The 21,401-nt window shown below is 39.2% G+C and carries 21 protein-coding genes and 1 pseudogene; 8 read left to right on the top strand and 14 right to left on the bottom strand.

Translation table 11 applies throughout. The features are described from left to right. Nucleotides 1–18: 18 nt before the first annotated feature. Nucleotides 19–660, bottom strand: coding sequence for a hypothetical protein (locus RFW85_RS09285; RefSeq protein WP_309171465.1), 642 nt, complete (start codon nt 658–660; stop codon nt 19–21). 248 nt (nt 661–908) lie between these two features. Between RFW85_RS09285 and RFW85_RS09280 the strand changes: the two genes are divergently transcribed. Then, nucleotides 909–1,163, top strand: coding sequence for a PspC domain-containing protein (locus tag RFW85_RS09280; RefSeq protein ID WP_002116779.1), 255 nt, complete (start codon nt 909–911; stop codon nt 1,161–1,163). Nucleotides 1,164–1,226: 63 nt separating this feature from the next. Here RFW85_RS09280 and RFW85_RS09275 read toward each other — a convergent pair whose 3' ends face one another. The 4 genes and pseudogenes from RFW85_RS09275 to RFW85_RS09260 form a co-directional block, all read right to left on the bottom strand. Further along, nucleotides 1,227–2,327, bottom strand: coding sequence for an HPP family protein (locus RFW85_RS09275; RefSeq protein ID WP_309171464.1), 1,101 nt, complete (start codon nt 2,325–2,327; stop codon nt 1,227–1,229). Between the two features lie 132 nt (nt 2,328–2,459). Beyond that, complete coding sequence (locus RFW85_RS09270) at nt 2,460–3,257, bottom strand: TIGR03915 family putative DNA repair protein (protein WP_309171463.1); 798 nt, start codon at nt 3,255–3,257, stop codon at nt 2,460–2,462. A gap of 2 nt (nt 3,258–3,259) precedes the next feature. Then, nucleotides 3,260–4,523, bottom strand: a pseudogene (locus tag RFW85_RS09265) (putative DNA modification/repair radical SAM protein). Nucleotides 4,524–4,632: 109 nt separating this feature from the next. Continuing rightward, nucleotides 4,633–5,049: a lysozyme inhibitor LprI family protein gene (locus tag RFW85_RS09260; RefSeq protein WP_000910993.1), complete on the bottom strand. Its 417-nt coding sequence runs from the start codon at nt 5,047–5,049 to the stop codon at nt 4,633–4,635. A 29-nt stretch (nt 5,050–5,078) separates the two neighbouring features. Between RFW85_RS09260 and RFW85_RS09255 the strand changes: the two genes are divergently transcribed. The 3 genes from RFW85_RS09255 (at nt 5,079) to glyS (ending at nt 8,642) form a co-directional block, all read left to right on the top strand. Further along, nucleotides 5,079–5,501: a hypothetical protein gene (locus RFW85_RS09255; protein ID WP_002019653.1), complete on the top strand. Its 423-nt coding sequence runs from the start codon at nt 5,079–5,081 to the stop codon at nt 5,499–5,501. A gap of 94 nt (nt 5,502–5,595) precedes the next feature. After that, nucleotides 5,596–6,573 (top strand): glycine--tRNA ligase subunit alpha, encoded by a 978-nt coding sequence (glyQ, locus tag RFW85_RS09250; RefSeq protein WP_002044989.1) that lies wholly within the window; start codon nt 5,596–5,598, stop codon nt 6,571–6,573. Beyond that, nucleotides 6,573–8,642: a glycine--tRNA ligase subunit beta gene (gene glyS, locus RFW85_RS09245; RefSeq protein WP_309171462.1), complete on the top strand. Its 2,070-nt coding sequence runs from the start codon at nt 6,573–6,575 to the stop codon at nt 8,640–8,642. The genes glyQ and glyS overlap by 1 nt, the downstream gene beginning before the upstream one ends. Nucleotides 8,643–8,694: 52 nt before the next feature. Here the strand turns inward: glyS and RFW85_RS09240 are convergent, their stop codons facing one another. Together RFW85_RS09240 and RFW85_RS09235 are read right to left on the bottom strand one after the other, a co-directional pair. Further along, entirely contained in the window at nt 8,695–8,979 is a 285-nt protein-coding gene (locus RFW85_RS09240) for a YciI family protein (RefSeq protein ID WP_309171461.1), read from the bottom strand. Between the two features lie 67 nt (nt 8,980–9,046). Beyond that, nucleotides 9,047–9,949, bottom strand: a complete 903-nt coding sequence (locus RFW85_RS09235; protein WP_309171460.1) for a DMT family transporter — start codon at nt 9,947–9,949, stop codon at nt 9,047–9,049. 108 nt (nt 9,950–10,057) lie between these two features. Here RFW85_RS09235 and RFW85_RS09230 point away from each other — a divergent pair, with 108 nt between their 5' ends. From RFW85_RS09230 to RFW85_RS09220, 3 genes are all read left to right on the top strand, one after another. Then, on the top strand, nt 10,058–10,924 hold the full coding sequence (locus tag RFW85_RS09230; RefSeq protein ID WP_309171459.1) for a LysR family transcriptional regulator: 867 nt from the start codon (nt 10,058–10,060) through the stop codon (nt 10,922–10,924). A 147-nt stretch (nt 10,925–11,071) separates the two neighbouring features. Beyond that, complete coding sequence (locus RFW85_RS09225; protein WP_017481690.1) at nt 11,072–11,491, top strand: hypothetical protein; 420 nt, start codon at nt 11,072–11,074, stop codon at nt 11,489–11,491. A 95-nt stretch (nt 11,492–11,586) separates the two neighbouring features. Continuing rightward, nucleotides 11,587–12,021, top strand: coding sequence for a hypothetical protein (locus tag RFW85_RS09220; protein WP_068530122.1), 435 nt, complete (start codon nt 11,587–11,589; stop codon nt 12,019–12,021). Between the two features lie 102 nt (nt 12,022–12,123). Here the strand turns inward: RFW85_RS09220 and RFW85_RS09215 are convergent, their stop codons facing one another. Both RFW85_RS09215 and RFW85_RS09210 read right to left on the bottom strand, forming a co-directional pair. Next, nucleotides 12,124–13,479: a S8 family serine peptidase gene (locus RFW85_RS09215; protein WP_057068771.1), complete on the bottom strand. Its 1,356-nt coding sequence runs from the start codon at nt 13,477–13,479 to the stop codon at nt 12,124–12,126. Between the two features lie 35 nt (nt 13,480–13,514). Further along, the gene (locus tag RFW85_RS09210) at nt 13,515–13,823 is read right to left on the bottom strand and encodes a hypothetical protein (protein WP_046811856.1); all 309 of its coding nucleotides are present in this window, start codon (nt 13,821–13,823) and stop codon (nt 13,515–13,517) included. A 549-nt stretch (nt 13,824–14,372) separates the two neighbouring features. On the opposite strand from RFW85_RS09210, the gene RFW85_RS09205 reads away from it, so the two are divergent. Then, nucleotides 14,373–15,173 carry a hypothetical protein gene (locus RFW85_RS09205; RefSeq protein ID WP_309171458.1) on the top strand — a complete coding sequence of 267 codons (801 nt, stop codon included), beginning with the start codon at nt 14,373–14,375 and terminating at the stop codon, nt 15,171–15,173. 60 nt (nt 15,174–15,233) lie between these two features. Here RFW85_RS09205 and astE read toward each other — a convergent pair whose 3' ends face one another. Genes astE through RFW85_RS09180 form a run of 5 tightly spaced genes read right to left on the bottom strand, consistent with a single transcriptional unit; the run spans nt 15,234 to nt 21,318 of the window. Continuing rightward, nucleotides 15,234–16,208, bottom strand: a complete 975-nt coding sequence (gene astE / locus RFW85_RS09200) for a succinylglutamate desuccinylase (protein WP_309171457.1) — start codon at nt 16,206–16,208, stop codon at nt 15,234–15,236. 12 nt (nt 16,209–16,220) lie between these two features. After that, a complete protein-coding gene (gene astB / locus RFW85_RS09195; RefSeq protein ID WP_130119867.1) occupies nt 16,221–17,564 on the bottom strand; it encodes an N-succinylarginine dihydrolase in 1,344 nt (447 codons plus the stop codon). Between the two features lie 19 nt (nt 17,565–17,583). Further along, complete coding sequence (gene astD, locus RFW85_RS09190; protein ID WP_309171456.1) at nt 17,584–19,053, bottom strand: succinylglutamate-semialdehyde dehydrogenase; 1,470 nt, start codon at nt 19,051–19,053, stop codon at nt 17,584–17,586. Further along, nucleotides 19,053–20,084 (bottom strand): arginine N-succinyltransferase, encoded by a 1,032-nt coding sequence (gene astA / locus RFW85_RS09185; RefSeq protein WP_309171455.1) that lies wholly within the window; start codon nt 20,082–20,084, stop codon nt 19,053–19,055. Before astA ends, astD begins: the two co-directional genes overlap by 1 nt. 19 nt (nt 20,085–20,103) lie before the next feature. Beyond that, nucleotides 20,104–21,318 carry an aspartate aminotransferase family protein gene (locus RFW85_RS09180; protein WP_309171454.1) on the bottom strand — a complete coding sequence of 405 codons (1,215 nt, stop codon included), beginning with the start codon at nt 21,316–21,318 and terminating at the stop codon, nt 20,104–20,106. Between the last annotated feature and the right edge of the window lie 83 nt (nt 21,319–21,401).

Here is a 21,401-nt window from a genome sequence, read left to right as displayed (position 1 = left end):
TTTCATATAAAGAGGTATCTATTCTTTAGTTAAAACATAAGCCTGATTTGGAACAAAATAGTTTTGCTCTAAAAATTCACGATTTTTTCCATAGTCGCTATAAAGTAATTTTTCTAAATTTGTGATCAATCTTTGATTTGAATCAAGATTAAAATAAAAATTAACTTTAGATAATGGACATTGAATCGTTAACTCACGCTCTTTTTCATCTACTTTCCAATTTAGAGTAGGACATAACTGATTTACAGCAGCACTTTTAGCACCGTCCTTACTTCCCACACGACCAAAATGGACAACATTCCAATAAGCTGACCCATTTGGTAATAAATTTAAAATATATTCTGCTTCGCCTGATTCACAATCAGCAAAAGCATCCTCGCATGAAATACGAGTGTGATATCGCCCTACATATTGCAATGAGGCTGTGTTTAATTTTTGGGTTTGATCTGAGGTATCTTCAGGTAAAAAAGTTCGTCCAGCGACATAATCCAATGTTTTTATAGACGTACTACTTTTTATTAAGTTTTCTTCATGATTAGAACTTGTAGTTGAGTGATCTTTTGAGTTGGTATGGCTTATATCGCAAGCACTGAGTGTCATGCACATCGCAGCCACTACAACCACATGCTTAACTGAAAAACGAGACCACTTCAAAGACATATACATTATTCACAGATAACAGCAACAGCTCTATTTACACTTCAAATCAAGTATTAGCTGATTGCCGCTTTAAACTCTTAAGCCCTGAAAGGGTGCATTTTAGTAGATGTTAGTTTCGTTCATTTCAATCCTTTACATATTTTAACTATTTTACTTTTTAAAGGACTTTAAACCCGTTATTTCGTCTCCATATTTTTATTAAACAAGAGCAATAGCTTCTTGTAACTTTTATCTTTAAGGAGAATTAGATGGCCAGTTCTGGTTTATATCGCTCGAACCGACACAGCATGATCGCCGGTGTAATGGGTGGTATTGCTGAACGTTTTGGTTGGAACGTAACTTTATTACGTGTCATTTTTGTTTTGATCTCAATTATGAGTGCTGCCTTTCCAGGAATTTTAGTTTATCTGGTTTTATGGTTAGTGATTCCAAAAAAACAGCCAGAACATATTGAAGGCTATCGACAATCCGTCCGAACAGTAAATGAAGAACAAGTACGTTAATTAATAACTTTGGTCGCTACGGTTGCAGCCCCTAATCAACCGTAGCTTTTTTTATTCTAAAAATTATAACTTTCGATTTAACTGTTGCTGTAATGCAGCAATCATATCTGCACGGCTAATCATTCCTATAAGCTTGCGATCTTCAACCACAGGAATGTAATTAAAAGACTTTTCAACAAAGTATGGCACCAAATCTTGAATAGGTTGAGTTGGCAGTACGGTAATCACTCTACGGCTCATAATTTGTTTTACATAATGCTGCCAAGAATTTCTTGGGTCGGCTGCGCCTTTAAACCATTCTACGACTTCATATAACGCTAAAGTTCCGACCAAATGATTTTCTGTATTTACTACAGGTAGGCTCATTAAGTTCACTTGTTTAAACTTATCGAGTGCCTGATGAATATCATCATCTTCATGTAGTTTAATCACATCACGGCTCATAATATCCTGACAGATATATTTATTTACCATACGCTCATTGGCATGTTCCTGAGCTTCTAAAATGATTTTTTCTAAGTCGTATTGGCTAATATCTAAAAGTTCAGTGTGATGCCCTAATGCATACTCAATATCTTTCGGCTGAATCGATACTTTTTGAGTTGGCGTTGGGTCCTTACTTCGCTCATTTAAATGCGCGGTAACCGGATAATGTCGCCCAATCAATCGATTAAAGAAAACAGCAAACCCAAGTAGAAGTAACGAATTGAGTAAAACTGGATAAAAAATAAAGTAAAAGCCCAACTTATGAATTGTGGCCCCACCTAGTACTGCTGTAATCGCAACCGCTCCACTCGGTGGGTGCAAAGAGTCGGTGGTCATCATTAAAAAAATGGCAAAACCAACTGCAACACTAAAAGCTGTGGTTAAATCCGGAATCCACTGCGCACAAGCAACCCCAATAATTCCAGCCAACGTATTACCGACAATAACATTCCATGGTTGGGCCAAAGGACTAGTCGGCACAGCAAACAATAGAACAGATGAGGCGCCCATTGGGGCGATGTACCATGCATTAATTCCACCGAGAACATACCAGCTAATTAAGGAGGAAATTGCTAAACCACACAAAGCCCCAATACCGCAAAGTAACCGTTCTTTTAAGGGTAAAACTTTAAAATTTGGCTTTAAAATCTGTAACCATTCTCGCTGTATAACACTCACAGTACACCTTAGGGGATATGCCGTCATTTATAACGGGCAAAAGTATACGCCCAAAGCCACATAAAGTGCATTTAAATTATACCTTTTAACTATCAGAAAACTTATTAAACCTATTCTTACTATTCTAAAACTTTAATATTCCATCAATTTTTCATTTAAATAACGCCAATAACGCTTCGGCAAATATTGCACATGAAGTTTTATATTTTGCCGTTCAGTAATATTAACGCTCTTAAAATAATCCTTCCAAAGCTGATCATATAAAACTTCCTGCTCATCAAGCTCAAGCTGAAAGCTTTGGCTCATTCCATTTTTTAAATTACGATCAACATCCGAGGCTTCTAATGAAACTTCATGTATTTCACGTAAATCATAATAGATTCCAAACTTGCGTTGTTCGTCATAAATAAGCCAACGTTGATCTTGATAACGCCGTTTAAAATGAGGCTGAATAAGCGGTAAAACATTAAAATCAGGACGTACTAAACTTAAAAAAAGTTCATCCTTGGTTTTCTTAAACCGAATAAAAGCCTCCATCCGATGCTTCTCTCGCCCGACCTTTTTCGTCCACTGCACAATCGCTAAAATACTAGGATTTGAATAATCTTTTTCAATGGAAACATGGCTAGTAAACACATAGATACAATAATCAAATAAGTGCTGATAGGCGTCTAAAGATTCAGATAAAGAGGCAAAATAAAATTGTTTTAACGAAGATGGTGTAAGCTTTTTTTGTAACGCTGACCACACACGTTCGGCATGTTGCTCGTTATTTGCAATCTCAATTTTATCGGCAAATAAGCCATGCTGAGCTGCATCATTCAGGCAAAGCCTGACCTGTAATTCTTTAAATTGAAATGCACGAAAAACACAGCTCAGCAGCCCAACCATTGAACCATCAAAATAGTAAGCCACTTCCTCATTAAACATGGCTAAAACCCAAGGCTTAATTGTGGCGAGAGTTGCTGCACATATTTCGAGGAACCCTGCGTTAAAATCTGTTGCCGAATGTAGCCAGAAGATAGTTCTTTTTGGAATTTTGGACTGTCTTCGCAGCGAATAAAGAATTTTGCACGCTGATAGGCCACGCCTAGTTTTTTTAATAAATCAATATGGATTTTTCCAAAACGGCGAGCTTGCACAATTTTCTTCGCCGATTTCACACCAATGCCTGGTACACGCAAAATCATCCGATAATCAGCACGATTTAAATCTACCGGAAACTGTTCGGGATGCCTTAATGCCCAGCTTAATTTTGGGTCTACATCAAGGTCTAAGTTTGGGTGTTTTTCATTGACGATTTCATTAACCTCAAAACCATAAAAACGCATCAACCAATCGCTTTGATAGAGTCGGTTTTCACGAAGTAATGGCGGTGCAGAACCTACTGCGGGTAAATAATTATTTTCATTATTAATTGGGATATAGCCAGAAAAATAGACGCGTTTGAGTTTAAATTCTTTGTAGTGCTTGTCTGCCATAAACAAGACATCTTGGTCTGACTCTTGATGAGCACCAACAACCATTTGCGTAGTCTGCCCTGCCGGCACATATTTCGGTACATGCTTAATGATTTGCCGTTCATCTTTAAGCTGAATCAGTCTATCACGGACCAAACCTAAATCTTTTTGCACTTCCTGATGTGATTTTTCTGGTGCAAAAGTTTTTAGACCAATTTCGGTCGGCATCTCTAAATTAATACTCATCCGGTCAGCATATAAACCTGCTTCATGAATCAGTTCAGGAGATGCCCCCCGGAATGGTTTTTAGATGAATATAACCATTAAAGTTTTCTTCAAGACGCAACTTCTTTACGACTTGAAGCATACGCTCCATCGTGTGATCTGCCGATTTAAAAATGCCTGAGCTTAAAAATAAGCCTTCGATATAATTACGGCGATAAAAATTAATGGTTAAATCTACAACCTCTTGCACCGTAAATGCTGCACGTTGGACGTCATTGGAACGGCGTGAAACGCAATAGGCGCAATCAAAAATACATACATTACTAAATAGAATTTTTAAGAGAGATACACAGCGGCCATCTTCAGTATAGCTATGGCAAATTCCTGAATGGCTGGCATCACCCAAACCTTTATCTTTATTTTTACGGTCACTGCCACTTGATGAACAAGACACATCATATTTAGCAGCATCAGCAAGAATCTGTAGTTTTTCCCGAATGCGATCAGACATATCAAACGACTCATTTATGGCATCGTTTAAAAAATATCATTTTGCATTCTTAAATTTAATCCAGTGAAGTACGCTCGGCGTCATGAGGTGACGTTTAAAATAATCTGTCTTAATTAACGTATTCTTCAAGCTGCTTTACACGCTTTTCATACTCTTGCATTGGGCAATATGAATACATCGGTGAGCCAATGTATGAGCCTGCATTATTACATTCCTGATCTACATAGGCTTTCCAAAGTCGCTGAGATTTTAAAATATCTTGGTAACGCTCTGGTTGTTTGTATTCTTCGCTTTGTGTACGAATTTGATCAATCAGAGCAACAATTTTTTCTTCATAAGTCTTTTTAGCTTGTTCAGAACAGCTATGCACAACCATGTTGTTAATACTTTCAAGCTTCATTTCTTTAATGGTCTGGTCTACACATTGGTTGTATTCATCTTGCTCATCAGTTTCGGTTTGCGCGTAAAGCCACGGACTACAGAAAAGACTGGATAAAACAATAAGTTTGCAGCAAAATTTCAACATAACTTCTTCTCAGTTCTATAATTTTTAATATGCTTCAATATAACAAAAAAATGATTATTCACGCACTTGCGCTTGCACCCATCCCATTGCTGAGTTTATCTGCCTTAGGGGTAATAATATTAAATGCTGAGTTCAACCTTTATTCGATTGCAGTTATTTTTCTAGCCCACTTCTTATTTTATTTACTTTTTTATGGCCTTCTGGTTATTCCTTTTGCATATATCATTTCCTATTTTCTCGCCCGTAAAAATCGTTTAAATCTGATGAGTATTTTCATCAGCGCAACTGCGATCTGGATTTTGATTGGCCCTATTACACGTTTGATTTTTGTCGGATCATTCCCTTCCCCTTGGTGGCATATTTATAAGATCTACAGTTTCTATCTGATGATCTTATTTACAGGCTTTTGCTATTGGTTAGGCTTAAAGTGGCTAAGCCAGAAAAACAAATGACCGAATCATGTATTCCCTTGATTAAGCCTTTGCCACTCCCCTACAAAATCCTTATACTTAGGGGCAATTTTTCTCATAAATTCGTGGATGCTACATGAGTCGCGCCATCTCGCACATTGATACATTTCAGGGCTTAATTCTTGCCCTACAAAACTATTGGGCCGAACAAGGCTGCGTCGTACTACAACCTTACGACATGGAAATGGGCGCTGGAACATTCCACACCGCAACATTCTTACGTGCTTTAGGGCCTGAAACTTGGAATGCTGCATACGTTCAACCTTCACGTCGTCCAAAAGATGGCCGCTATGGTGAAAACCCGAACCGTTTGCAACACTACTATCAGTTCCAAGTGGTACTTAAGCCAAATCCAGACAATATCCAACAGCTTTATCTCGATTCTTTAAAAGCAATCGGGATTGATACGCTTACTCACGACATCCGTTTCGTAGAAGATAACTGGGAATCTCCAACGCTAGGTGCTTGGGGCTTAGGTTGGGAAGTTTGGCTTAACGGTATGGAAGTAACTCAGTTCACTTACTTCCAACAAGTCGGTGGTGTTGAATGTTACCCAGTAACAGGCGAAATCACTTACGGTTTAGAACGTCTTGCAATGTACCTTCAAGGTGTTGACTCGGTTTATGACCTTGTTTGGACTAAAGGCCAATTCGGCACGGTAACTTACGGCGACGTATTCCACCAAAATGAAGTTGAGCAATCGACTTATAACTTTGAATACGCTCCAGTTGAAAAACTATTTGAACTGTTTGATTTTTACGAATCAGAAGCAAACCGTTTAATTGAAGCAAAACTTTCTCTTCCTGCTTATGAGCAAGTCGTTAAAGCTTCTCATACCTTTAACTTGCTTGATGCACGTGGTGCAATTTCTGTGACTGAGCGTCAACGTTACATTTTACGTGTACGTACTTTAGCGCGTGCTATTGCACAAAGTTATGTACAAGCGCGTGCAGAACTTGGCTTCCCAATGGCAGAACCACACCTACGTGATGAAGTATTGGCACAGCTAAAAGCACAAGCTGAAAGTGAAGCGGCAAAGGCGGAGAAAAACTAATGAGCAAACATACTGTTTTATTCGAACTTGGCTGTGAAGAGCTTCCACCAAAAAGCTTAAAAACGTTACGTGATGCATTACAGGCAGAAACGGTAAAAGGCTTAAAAGATGCTGGCTTAAACTTCGCATCAATTGAAGCTTATGCGGCACCACGTCGTTTAGCGCTTAAAATTGTTGATATCGATGCTGCTCAAGCGGACACTCAAAAACGTTTTGATGGTCCTGCTGTTCAAGCAGCTTACGATGCAGAAGGCAAACCGACTAAAGCACTCGAAGGCTTTATGCGTGGCCAAGGTATTACTGTTGATCAGCTTTCTACTTTCCAAGCAGGTAAAGTTGAAAAAGTTTGCTATTTAAAAGATGTAAAAGGTCAAAGCCTTGACGCTTTACTTCCACAGATTTTACAAACTGCATTAGACAATTTACCAATTGCTAAGCGTATGCGTTCTGCTGCAAGCCGTACCGAGTTTGTGCGTCCGGTTAAATGGGTTCTTTTACTCAAAGACGACCAAATTGTTGACGCAACTATTCAAGATCACAAAGCTGGTAATGTGACTTATGGTCACCGTTTCCACGCACCAGAAGCAGTGACTTTAGCGCATGCAAATGACTATTTAGCTGCTTTAGAAAAAGCTTACGTTGTTGCGAACTTTGAAAAACGTCAAGCAACCATTCAAGAACAAGTGAAAAAGTTAGCTGATGAAGTTAACGCGACTGCGATTGTTCCAACTGACTTACTTGATGAAGTAACAAGCCTCGTTGAATGGCCTGTAGCTTTACGTGCAACTTTTGAAGAACGCTACTTAGCTGTTCCTCAAGAAGCTCTTATTACGACAATGCAAGACAACCAGAAGTATTTCTGTTTGATCAATGCAGAAGGTAAATTACAGCCTTACTTTATTACTGTTTCAAATATTGAGTCTAAAGATCCGACTCAAATTATTGAAGGTAACGAAAAAGTTGTTCGCCCTCGTTTGTCTGATGCTGAATTCTTCTTCTTACAAGATCAAAAGCAACCGCTTGCATCTCGTAAAGAAAAATTAGCAAACATGGTATTCCAAGCACAGCTTGGTACGCTTTGGGACAAATCAACACGTATTGCAAAACTTGCAGTTGCATTATCTTCAATCACTGGTGCAAACCCAGCTGATGCTGAAAAAGCTGCATTACTTGCTAAATGCGACTTAACCTCTGAGCTTGTTGGTGAATTCCCAGAACTTCAAGGTATTGCGGGTACTTACTACGCGCGTATTGAAGGCGAAAACACTGAAGTTTCAGAAGCTTTAGGTGAACAATACTTACCAAAATTTGCAGGTGATGTTTTACCTAAAACCAAAACAGGTACAACTATTGCTCTTGCTGATCGTTTAGATACGCTGGTTGGTATTTTCGGTATTGGACAAGCGCCTACAGGTTCTAAAGACCCGTTTGCTCTTCGTCGTTCAGCAATTGGTATCTTACGTTTAATCATTGAAAATGAGCTAGACGTAACAATTGAAGAGTTAGTGAATCTTGCACTTCAAGGTTATGGCGATATCGTTAAAGACCACGACAAAACTCGCGCTGATGCTGTTGCGTTCTTGGAAGGTCGTTACCGTGCTAAGTATGAAGACCAAGGCGTTGCTGTTGACGTACTTCAAGCCGTTCAAGCTCTTGCACCAAAATCTCCACTTGATTTTGACAAGCGCGTAAATGCTGTTAACCACTTCCGTACATTACCTGAAGCTGCTGCACTTGCTGCTGCAAACAAACGTGTTGCTAATATTCTTGCAAAAGAAGCAGCACCAGAAGGTTCTGTCGTTGAAGCAAGCTTGGTTGAAGATGCTGAAAAAGCATTATTCGCTGAACTTCAAGCAGTTACCCCTGCTGTTGAACCATTACTTGCAGCAAAAGACTATACTGCTGCCCTTTCTAAGCTTGCAGCACTTCGCGCGCCGATTGATGCATTCTTTGATGGTGTAATGGTAATGGCAGATGATGCTGATCTAAAGGCAAACCGTTTACGTTTATTGGCTCAGTTACGTAACTTGTTTACTGCTGTTGCTGATGTAAGTGTGTTGCAGGGCTAATTAGCTCATTATTAAATAAAGGGATCTTTTAGAGATCCCTTTATTTTTTTAGTTAAACAAATGCTTTAATCTCTTCTAAACTTTTCGATGGCTCAAACCACATAAAATCATAATCGGCCACATCATGAATATAAAACGGATCATTTTTCATGATTTCTTCGGCTTCTTGAATCGAAGAGCTTAGAACTAAAATTACACCACCTACTCTATTTTCCCGGCGTCCCGACGCTAAAAATTTCTTTTGCTCATAGTACTGATCTAAAAATGCAATATGCTCTTTGAGTACAGCATCAACTTCGGCTAATGGTTTTTTATAAGTCAGGGTAACAACAATCATCTCATTCTCTTAAAGTAAGCAGCACATGACATAACATCAATCTACAGATCCTTTAATTATCTATAGCTTATTCGATAGTACGCCTATTCCCCCAATTCATCCATACCAAGCTCCCCACAATAATCACTCCACCTAACAGCACCATCATTGATGGTTTTTCATTTAAGAAAACAACGGCTAAACTCATCGCGACAATCGGCGAGCAATATAAAAAATTCGATGCAATCGTTAATGGCATATTTTTAAGTACATATCCCCAAAGAACATAAGCCATCGCACTTGGGAAAATACCCAATAAGACAACCGACATATTGGCTTGCCAAGTAGCATGTAAAATTTCATTGGGTAAGTGAACACTATAAAATAGTAAAGGAATAGTCCCGAACCAAATGATGTAGCACATCATGCTCAAGGCATCATAGTTTAAAGCAAATTTTTTATATAAATTAAAATAAAGGCCCCACGCAATTGCAGCTAAAACAATCAATAAACTATAAGGGCTCGGTACACCAAAACCATGATCTCCACTAACCACCAACACGGCGCCGCAAAGCCCCAATAAAATACATAGCCACTGTTTGAACCGAATTTGCTCTTTAAAAACTAAAGCTGAAATAATAAAGGTAAATAACGGAATAGACTGACTTAAAATGCTGGAGGCAACCGCAGTCACATATTGTTGCCCTGTATTTATCAGCAAATGATGCAGTGTTACAGAGAAAAATCCTAACACCCCAAGCGCAGGAGCATCTTTCCACTTTAAAGGCTGAATGCCTTTTTTTATGACCAAAAGCAGCAAAAAAAACGATGCAATCAAAAAGCGAAGTAAGGCAATGTGCTGCGGGGTATATGAATGCAAAGCACTATGCACACCAATAGGTGAATAGCCCCAGCAAAAGACGGTCACAGCAATACATAAATAGAGCTTAAATGCGGGAGGCTGGGTTTCGGCAGCAAGAGAAATTGCCATGTTAAATCTGCACTAATGAAATGGAACTCTTTCATCATATGCGCATGGATAGTTCAATAAAATTAACTTATATTGAGTTTAATATTCATTAAAAGTGAATGATAAAACATGGATATCTCTCAATTAAAGATGTTCCAAACCGTGGTTGAATGCGGAACAATGGCAAAGGCATCAATGCAACTGCATTGTGTACCATCCAACATTACGACACGGATTAAACAACTCGAAGAAGAGCTTGGTGCACCTTTATTTTATCGGGAAGGAAAAAGTTTAAAACTCACTCCATCAGGAGAAATCTTTATAGATTATTGCCATAAAATTTTAGCGCTATGCGATGAGGCAAAACGAAGTATTCATCCAGATGCACCACCTTCTGGCCCATTAAAAATTGGAGCAATTGAATCTTCTGCCACAACACGTTTACCCAATTTACTTGCGAAATATCATCAACGTTTTCCAGAAGTTTCCATTCAAATTATTACCGGCACATGGAAACAGCTATTAGTCGATATTTCTCAGCACAAACTTGATGGGGCAATTGTCGCAGGTAATATTGAGTTTCCGATGCTCAATAAACTCAACATTTACCAAGAAGACATGGTCTTAATCGCATCTCACTCTTTGGGAGAAATTCATTGCCAAGAAGATTTGATTGGCAAAGAAATTTTTATGTGGACTGAAGGCTGTCCTTACCGTGCAGCCCTCGAAGAATGGCTTAAACTTAAGAATATCTCTCTTCCCATCACCAGCATTACCAGCTATGCCACGATTATTGGCTGTGTCAGTGCAGGCTCAGGGGTAGCTTTAGTGCCTAAAAGTATTTATGAGCAATATAAGAATTTGGCTCATATCCAAAGTTATAAATTTGAATATCTTGCCTTTATGCAAAATCACTTTTTCTGGCACAAAAATGTGAGCAACCATAAAGCCAGAGACATGTTTATAGAATTGATTAAGACTGAATTTAGTTTATGAATCATTGCAATGATTCGTTTAGCGCTATTAAATGATGATTTATCGTAATCAAATCGTATGGGTTTTATCTCATTGCAGTACAAGCTTTATTTTTAACAGTAAGATCACCACTTCATGTTTTGATTCTGGTTGGGGAGATTGATCCATATGAAAACCTTACAAGTGTTATGCGTTGCAAGTTCTATATTGGCTTCATCAACCTTATTTGCAGAAACAACACAGCCACAGCAAGTTGTTGAAACGACACCTAAAACACAACCTTATGGTGACAATCCTAGCTTAGGGCGCGTACTATTGTATAAAACAGGCAAAGGTATACAAAATTTAGGAAACTCTATTCAAGGTGCTTCTGAAAAAACATCGAATAAAATTAGTGAGAAATGGCAAAATACCAAAGAATTCACTGCTGAAAAAGCAGAAGTGGTTCAACAAAAAGCAGATACCGCCAAAGTATTTACCGAACAGAAAATAGAGCAAGCCAAACAAAATATTACCAGTAGCCGAAATGGTGAAAATATTCCGATCGAGCAAGGTGAATTAAGTAAATCGAGCACAACAGCTAACTAATTTTTTGGATAGCGCGATAACTTCGCGCTCTTATAAACACAGATATTCATCTAGAAATAATGTCATTAACTATAAGAAAGCTAGGAATCTGCCTTATGAATAGTCAAAAACTCCTCTTTACAACACTATGCTGCTTAGCATTAACTGCATGTGCGACCTCTACACCTCCTTCTTCATCTTATTCTCAGGCACAAGTTTTAGAACAAGATACAAATATCGAGGCTTATCCCTCTACCACAGGTAATGTAGCCAAACTCATTAAACAAGATAAACAGGCTTGTATGATTGAATTTACTGGCTATTTAGGGGGCGGACATGTAACTGAGCACTGGACTTTTAATAATAATGGTCTGATTTCAGCGACCTCATCGACTATGCAGTATCCTGATGAATCAGGCATATTAAATCAGGCAACCAACTCTACAACCAAAAGTTCAACGACATTTAATATTCAAGATCCAGAAATTCAGAATAATTTCAAGAAACTCCAAAACAACTTTAATCCAGCAAATCTAGCAAAGTGTAATTAATACTTTTACATAAAAAGCCCGTTGCAGAAGTTACCCTTTGCAACGGGTTATAGCCATTTATAAATTTCTTGGACCTAATTTAAAAAATTATAAATAAGCTATTTAATTAATAGTCAAACCATTTGTTGCTGCCAGTAAATCAATACGAGGGAAAACCAATCCCGTTCTTGGATCAGTAATTGGTTTACCGGTCGTTTTTAAACGACTAATCGTTTGATCAATACTTTCTGTCGGACTCACACGATTTGCTCGTAATAAAGCAATTGCACCTGCCACATGTGGTGTCGCTTGAGATGTACCACCCATGGTGTAACCACCCGCCGTGATCATTGCTCCCGGTGCCAATAAGGTCACAAGACTACCACCATTACTAAAGCACGCTACCTTATCTGCCGCTGTGGTTGGGTCCGAACATTTCACAGGGTTCCCCCATGACACACCACCAATATTACTATCATAAACAGCACCTACTCTTACTGCACCAGCTACACAAGCAGGAGATGAGATGCCATCTGAAAATGCATCATTACCTGAAGCGACTACAGGCACCACACCAGCAGCTCGTGCATTGGCAAATGCCGTTCCATAACTGCTATCACTACACTCAGAGGTATATTTAACACCCGGTACGCCAAGGCTCAAGTTAACTGCTTTAATATTATAGGTTTGTGCATTATTTACAGCCCAGTTAATCCCTGCGAGGATATCACTATCATAAGCTGTGCTTACCCATTTACCTTGGGATCTCACTTTTCTAAAGACATCAATGCCTATAATTTTGGTCTTGGTAGCAACCTTAGATACGATCCCTGAAACATTACTACCATGCCCATCATCATCTAAAGCGCCATCATCTGGTGCACTATCAAATGAATAAACCACTCGACATGTGTTTGATGGTGTATTTACTGCCGTACAGCCAAAATCAGAGTGAAGATAATTCACACCTGTATCAATCACCGCCACACTAGAGCCTTCGCCCGTAAAACCATTGGTATTGGCTTGTGGTTGATTAATTAAAGGTAAACTTTCATTGGTCGTAGTCTGGTTAATACGGTTCGGATAAACCGCTTTAACATTTGGATCATTTAATAAAGTCACCAAAGCTTCGCGATTACTAATTCGATAGAAAGCTAAAGGCAAATTATTGTAGTCCCGAAGTACTTGTACACCACCAGCACGGTTAAACCTTGCCTGTATATTCTTTTTATTTGTTGCAATATAACTCCGCCGTTCTAAACCGGAAGGCACACTCACCGAAGGAATATTGTATTCGACGATTAAATCATTCGAATCATTATTAACCAAGGCATCCAAATCAATTTTGCCCTGAAATACTTTTTGTTTTGCTGCTTGATTTAACCGCTGTTTAGCACCTTTAGAGTCCAAAGGAAGAGCGGATGCAGTTGTACTTAATATTGTACATAGACCTAATAGAAATAACGTTTTACTTTGCATTATTTTTCTCCGTAGTTTTTCAACTAACAATTTGCTTATTTCGCTTTTATTTCATTTGCTGGATCTTTTTCTGGATCAATCGGTTGAATAGAAAGATCACTTTTTGTGTCATAAAAAGGGACGGTATCAGCTGATACCGATTGAGGATGAGTTGAATGTTGAGATAGATTTTTAGGTTGAGTAGGCTCCTTAAGTTTAGAAAGAAAGGACGCGGTGTCTGGTTGTGGCGAATTCGACTCATGTAAAGCAGAATTGAACACATCAGATGCACCACTTGTTGGCTTAAGATAGAGAACAACGGCGACCAAGCCGACCAATACAAGAAGGGAAGCAATAATTTTCATCTGTCATATCTCTGTTTTTTTGTTTATAGATATCTATTTTTATTTTTGATTATTCGAAATAAAGTGCCATTTCTTTCAATATATTTCATGTGAAATTTCTATTTCATGAAATATACAAACCTGAGAAAAGCCAAAGTACCTTTTCTCGAATAAGCAAAAATACAGTTCTGCCCTTACATTTATATTTCTGGCAGAAGATGGTTCAAAAAAGTGCTAAAAAAGCACTCCATTCTCATAATAAGCAATAATTATGCCGTTTCCTCTAATAAATAATTAGATTCACATCACATTTAAAGATATAAAGAACAAGTCAGGAAAAAACGAAAGACAAGCGAGCTTAATTAGAATATCTAACAAATAAATGTTCTTTTTCACTTTATTATTAATTTTTATTAATCTTCACAATTTATCCCTAGTCTGTTTACTCAACGTAACACTGTTGTAACATTTTGATGAAGTTAGTTCCCAAGCCCATATTTCCTTGGCTATGATTCGTTTGCGTTTATGAAATACCTCACTAAAAGGGTATATTCTTTGAAGGATATCGCAATGAAAATGATGAAAACAGCTATCGTTACTGCAAGTGTTCTTGCTTCTGCCTCTATTTTTGCACAAAGTGCGGGCGTTAATGCAGGTGCTTCTGCTCAAGTAAATGTACAACCGGGTGGTCTTGTTAGTGGCGTAGCCAATACAGTCAAAAATACTGCACATACTGTGGGTAGCACAGCAAAGCATGCTGGTCATGTAGCGGCTGACACTACAGTTAAAGCAACAAAAAAAACAACAGGAAAAGTGACTGAACTTTCTTCTAAAGCTGCAAATGGTACAAAACATTTTGCTGCCGAAGCTGCGACAGGTACTAAAAATGTAGCAACTAAAGCTGCAAACGGTACTAAACATTTTGCTACCGAAGCAGTAACAGGTACTAAAAATGTAGCGACTAAAGCTGCAAACGGTACTAAAAATCTAGCAGTTGAAGCGAAAGCTGATACAAAAGCAAGTGTTGATGCTGTAAAAGCTAAAGTTGCAGAAAAACAAGCCGACCAAAAAGAATTTACTGCTGAAAAACAAGCTAATGCTCAAGCACATGTAGATACTGTAAAAACTCGTGTAGCTCAAAACCAAGCCGAGCAAAAAGAGTTTGTAGCTGACACAAAAGCAGATGCTCAAGCGAAGTTAAATGCAGCTCAACCAGCACATGCAATTAATGCTCAAACTGGTTTAAATGTTGGTGTTAACGTTGGTCCTGTTGGAGTTAACACAAATGCAAATATAAACGCTGGTGCTCAAGCATCTACACAAAAAGCTGAAAAGAAATCTTGGGTTAAAGGTCTTTTCGGTAATAACTAATCCGTTATAAATAAAAAAGGGCAATTAATTGCCCTTTTTTATTTCTCAAAAAACAAGTATTCAATTCGCTTCAGTTAAAACTAAGCCCGCACGCAAACCAAGCTTCACATTTGGATTTGGAAATAAAATCCAGACCTGATCTTGCTCAACCACATAATTACCAGAAGGTTGAGTTGCAATGATTTCACCTTTGGTAAAAGTCGAAAAATTCGGAGCTTCAGCAGATAAATTCATCTGGAAGTCTTCATCTTTTTTAATTAAAGAATCAGACACCTTAAAGACTCGAATTTTTGTTTTATTGCGTAGCGGTAAGGCTTGCTCAGAAACTACATTACGAATAACTTCATCAACTGCAGCAAATTGGCTCAAGTCATTTTGCCCAAATGGTAAGGCTTTGCCTAACTCTAAAGTTGCGCTCGCCGCTTTAAAATTCTCACTCGTAAAATGTGTAAACGTTTTACCTACTGCATTGTGATAAACCAAAGCATCTAAATCGGCTGCTTCAAGACTTGCTGTTAAATCAGCATCATAGCCATGCGTTTGATAGGGAAATAAAGCAAACGTTGGTAACAATGAAGCACGAATTGCTGTATGTAAATCATAGTGATAGCGTTTAGCGTCACTTGCACTTTCTTGAAAGAAGTTTGTGACAACTTGCTCTAAAACTTCAGCACGCTTTGCTTCTTCAGTCACGGGTAGAGTTTTATACCCGCCACAAAACATTCGATTTACATCATCATACACATAGCGTTTGCCTTGACGCATTGCATAGGGGTTAGCCAATACAAGCAGCAACCTCACAGCAAGGTTTAAACGCCCTGCAAATAAATCCGTGCAAAGATGAGATAACAATTCAATTGGTGCTGTTTCATTACCATGCACTCCAGCTGACAGTACGACAGCTTTGTCGTACTGTGCGTTTGGGGTGCATTCAAGAAGTCCTTCACCCAACCAACGCCAAGAAAAATTATTTTGTTTTCCTTCGCGAGTTGTAGGCTGCTCACCTTGTAAGGTTAATGCTAGAAAATCTTGCATGTCACCTCCTCATTATTTTTGGAAAGGATAAACCGAACCCAAACCTAAAATTTTGGTCAGTTCGTCAAGTGCCATACGGCTTTCCATTAACAAATGCGGATCAGCCAAATCTTCTTGTGCTAAACGATCACGATAATGTTTATCAACCCATTGATTGAGTGTGCCAAACAATTGATCATTCATTAGAACTTTTGGATTTACGGCATTTAACTCAGTTTCGTTTAAAGCTACACGTAAACGCAGACAAGCTGGACCACCACCGTTACGCATACTTTCACGTAAGTCATATACCTGAATAGCATCAATTGGTGTGCCCATTTGAATCATGTCATTTAAATAGCCCCACACTGCTGCATTTTGACGAGACTCTTCTGGTACAACAATAGTCATTCCACCATCTGGACGAGTCAAAATTTGGCTATTAAATAAATAGGTTGCTACGGCATCGTCTACAGTAACGCGGTTTTCAGGCACTTCAATCGAAATAAAGTCTTCACCGATGCTTGCCATTTTTTTACGAATTTCAGCAAAAGCCTGATCTTGATTTAAAAAGGCATGTTGGTGATGGAATAAAACCTGTTGGTTACTTACCGCGATCACATCGTTATGGAAAACGCCCTGATCAATTACATCCGGATTTTGCTGAACAAAAACGGTATGTGCATCATCTAAACGGTGCAAACGTGCAATTGCTTCACTTGCCTCGCGCGTTTGTCGAGCCGGATAGCGTTTTGGTCCCGGCAAGCCATTATTTAAATGTTGTTGACCATAAACAAACACCTGAACACCGCGCTTAGCATAATCACCCCCTAAGCGGTTATGATTGGCTGCACCTTCGTCACCAAACAAAGCCACTTGTGGCAATGCTTCGTGATGTACAAAGTGGCGTTCATTTTTAAAGATGGCTTGTAAAACTTGGCTTGTAGTTTCAGCTTCAATTGAACGGTGAAACTTATTGTTCAGGTTCGCTGCTGTGAAATGCACACGCTCATCTTGGCTATCTGCCGAAGGTGAAACAGTAGCCGCATTGGCAGTCCACATTGGAGAAGCTGAACTTAAAGATGACAATAGTTCAGGTGAATGACGCATTGCTTGAGCAATAACGCTAATGTCATCACCTGTAAAGCCTAAACGGCGTAACATTGGAACATGTGGACGCTCATGCGGAGCAAGTACACCTTGTTTCATTCCCATGTCAGCCAAGGCTTTCATCTTTAGCAAACCTTGTTTCGCTGCTAATTTTGGATTCGAGGTATTATTACGGTTTTTTGTCGATGCTTCATTACCAAACGACAAACCCGCGTAGTGATGTGTTGGTCCCACTAAACCATCGAAGTTTACTTCATATCCTTTCATTTTTTTCTTTCCCTAGTGTTTAAGGCAACACAATCCCTGGAGATAATTTTTCTGGTAAAGTTAAGCTGTCACTTTCAAGTGATGCCATTGGCCAAGCACAATAGTCGGCAGCGTAAAAAGCACTCGCGCGGTGATTACCTGACGCCCCTACACCACCAAACGGTGCAGCACTTGAAGCCCCAGTTAATGGCTTATTCCAATTCACAATACCGGCACGTGCTTCAATGAGTAAGTCATCAAACAGTTCGCGTTTTGGTGAAACCAAACCAACTGACAAGCCAAAACGAGTTGCGTTAGCAATTTTTAATGCTTCATCAAAGTTGTCATAACGTTGAATAGTCGTAAGCGGACCAAAATATTCTTCATCTGGAATATCTTTCACGCCTGTTACATCAACAATGCCTGGCGTAAGTAACGAACTATCTTCTTGTGGACGCGTCATGGCTAATAAACTTTTTGCACCCAGCTCAAGTAATTTTTGCTGAGCATGCATCATGTTTGTTGCAGCAACTGACGAGATTACCCCACCCATAAATGGTTGTTGTTCATCATTCCAATGACCAACTTTTAGGTTTTTAGCAACTTCAACAAAACGTTGAATAAATGCATCACCTTCAGCACCATTTTTTACCAAAATACGGCGCGCACATGTACAACGCTGACCTGCCGAAACAAAAGCAGATTGAATAGCAAGATTAACTACTGCATCAACATCGATAATTTCATCAATAATCAATGCATTATTGCCGCCCATTTCAAGCGCAAGAATTTTTTCAGGTGCACCTGCCATTTGCTTATGTAAGTGATAACCAGTGTTTGCACTTCCGGTAAACAATAAACCATCAATTTCATGTGAAGCAGCTAGCGCTTCACCCGTGGTACGTCCACCTTGAACCAAGTTCATCACACCATTTGGCAGGCCAGCTTGCTGCCAAAGTTTTACAGTTTCTTCAGCAGTCCATGGCGTTAATTCACTTGGTTTAAATACAACTGTGTTGCCAGCAAGTAATGCAGGAACAATATGCCCATTTGGTAGATGGCCCGGGAAGTTATATGGACCGAAAACCGCAAGTACACCATGCGGACGATGACGTAAAGATGCCACACCATCAGCCATTTCAGTTGAGCTTTCGCCTGTACGCTGGTGGTAAGCACGAATCGAAATCGCAACTTTGCCAATCATTGATTGAACTTCAGTTAACGTTTCCCAAAATGGCTTACTGGTTTCTTGGCTAATGACTTCTGCTAAATGCTTTTTATTTTCTTCAAGCAAAGCGGCAAATTTTTCAACAATCGCTACACGTTCTGCAAGTGGTAAACGCGCCCAAGCTGGAAACGCAGTACGCGCTGCCTGACAAGCTTGCTCTACATCAGTAGCAGTAGCCTCGGCACCTGACCATACAGTTTGGTTATCAACTGGATTTGTTTTTTCAAATGTTGCACCGCTGCCTTGTAACCAGACACCGTTTATAAATAAAGAGTTTGACATCAGGATACTTCCATTGGATTTAGTGATAACACACGAACAACGTGACCTTCTTGTACACCGAGTTTTTCAGCTTGTTCATGTGTTAAATTTATTGTGTTATCAACAAGATCAAGCTTTAACAACATTGCCTTATAGTCATGATAATTATCATTGGCAATGAGATATTGGGTCTTACCGACCACAGCTTCACTTATAATTTTGACGTTTAGTAACTGACTTTCTTTTACTGCTCGCAATTCATCAATATTGGCTTCAATGGTTGGACCCGCATCAAAAATATCGACATATCCTTGATAGCGTAAGCCTTCCGACTCAAGCACATGATAAGCAGGTAAAGTTTGTGGATGCATTTTTCCAATTACCTCTTGCGCATCTTTTGGCAAGAGATCTACATAGACTGGGAAACGTGGCATAAGCTCTGCAATAAACACTTTTTGCCCAATTCCACTTAAATAGTCTGCTGTTGAAAAATCCATATTAAAGAAATGGTGACCAATAGCATCCCAAAATGGAGAACATCCATTTTCGTCTGAGAAACCACGCATTTCAGCAATTAACTTTTTCTCGAAATATTGCTTAAAGGCAGCGATAAACATAAAACGGATTTTCGATAAGAATTTACCGTTTTGGTTTTCACGACGCTCTGGATCTAAAAATAATGTACAGAGTTCACTACTACCTGTTCTGTCATTACTTAAAAATAAAGTAGGTAATGACTTATACACATTTAATGCTTTTGAAGCGTGTACTTGAGTACCAACATGAAAGTTGTACCAAGGTTCAATGAGTCCAACAGCAACTTCGATTGCACTTAACCCAATAACACGTTGAGCTTCTGTATCTTCAAGAACAAACAGATAACCTTGTTCACTTTTATGGACATTGCCATTTAAAGTATTGCGAGTACGTGAAATTCGAGCCGAAAGTGTATCCATATTTTGTGGCAAGGAAGTCAGGCCTACACCCGACTTACCTGCTAATTTATAAATATCTTCAAGGTCTCGAAACTCGGCATGACGGACGATCATCATGGCTAGCTTTCCTTTTTTTTTATTTAGCCAACTTTGCCAATGCGCGTTTTAAACGAGCAATTCCTTCATCAATATCTTGTTCAGGAATAATTAGAGACGGTGTAAAACGAACCACGTTAGGTCCTGCGATTAAAGCAAGTAAACCTTCTTCACCTGCCCATGTGGTAATGTCTTTCGCTTTCCCTGCATACTCAGCTTTTAATGCACAACCAATGAGTAAGCCTTGACCACGAATTTCTTCAAAAATCGGGTACTCAGCATTTAATTTATTTAATGCGTCGATGAAATATTGATGACGATGTTTTACACCCTCAAGCACTTCAGGTGTATTAATAAACTCAAATACTGCACCAGCAACCGCACTTGCTAACGGGTTACCACCATAAGTTGTACCATGTGTACCGACTGAAAAATGCGGAGCAAACTTATCGGTTGTTAGCATTGCACCTACTGGGAAACCACCACCTAGTGCTTTTGCAGTCGTTAATACATCTGGAATAACACCAGAGTTCATGTAAGCATACAGTGCACCTGTACGGCCAACACCGGTTTGTACTTCATCAAAAATAAGTAAGGCACCAAACTCATCACACAGTGCACGTAAACCCTTTAAAAATTCGATGTCAGCAGGAATAACGCCGCCTTCACCTTGGATTGGCTCAACAATCACGGCACAAGTTTGCTCATTAATGACCGCTTTTGCAGCTTCTAAATCATTAAAGGCAACATGGTTGATACCGTTTGGAAGAGGTGCAAAGTCTTGTGAATATTTAGGTTGACCACCTGCTGAAACGGTAAATAAGGTACGGCCGTGGAACGCATTGTTAAATGCCACAATGCCACTTTTGCCAGCAACGCCGCTGTCGAGTCCGACTTTACGCGCCAGTTTTAATGCCGCTTCGTTCGCTTCAGCACCTGAGTTACAGAAGAATACTTTATCTGCAAATGTATTTTCGGTGAGTTGTTTTGCAAGGCGTAGAACTGGTTCATTGGTATAACCGTTGCCTACATGCCAAATTTTTGTTGCTTGTTCTGTTAAAGCATTCACTGCCACTGGATGCGCATGACCTAATGCGTTTACTGCAATCCCGCCTGCAAAATCGATATATTCTTTATTTTCTTGATCCCAAATACGTGAACCTTCGCCACGTACCGGAATGAAATTTGCCGGTGCAAAAACTGGAACCATCCAGTCGTTAAAGTTGCTTCGAGTTACAGAAATTGGCTGTTCCATGCTTACCTCAGTATTTATTTAATATATTCGATAACACTTAAATTTGAATAATTCAGAAAAAGGGAATGAGCAAATAAACCCTA

The organism is Acinetobacter sp. 12966 (assembly GCF_031196995.1).
Taxonomy (GTDB): Bacteria; Pseudomonadota; Gammaproteobacteria; order Pseudomonadales; family Moraxellaceae; genus Acinetobacter; species Acinetobacter geminorum.
The sequence above is the reverse complement of the archived record's forward strand: the minus strand, read 5'-3'. Positions and strand labels throughout refer to the sequence as shown.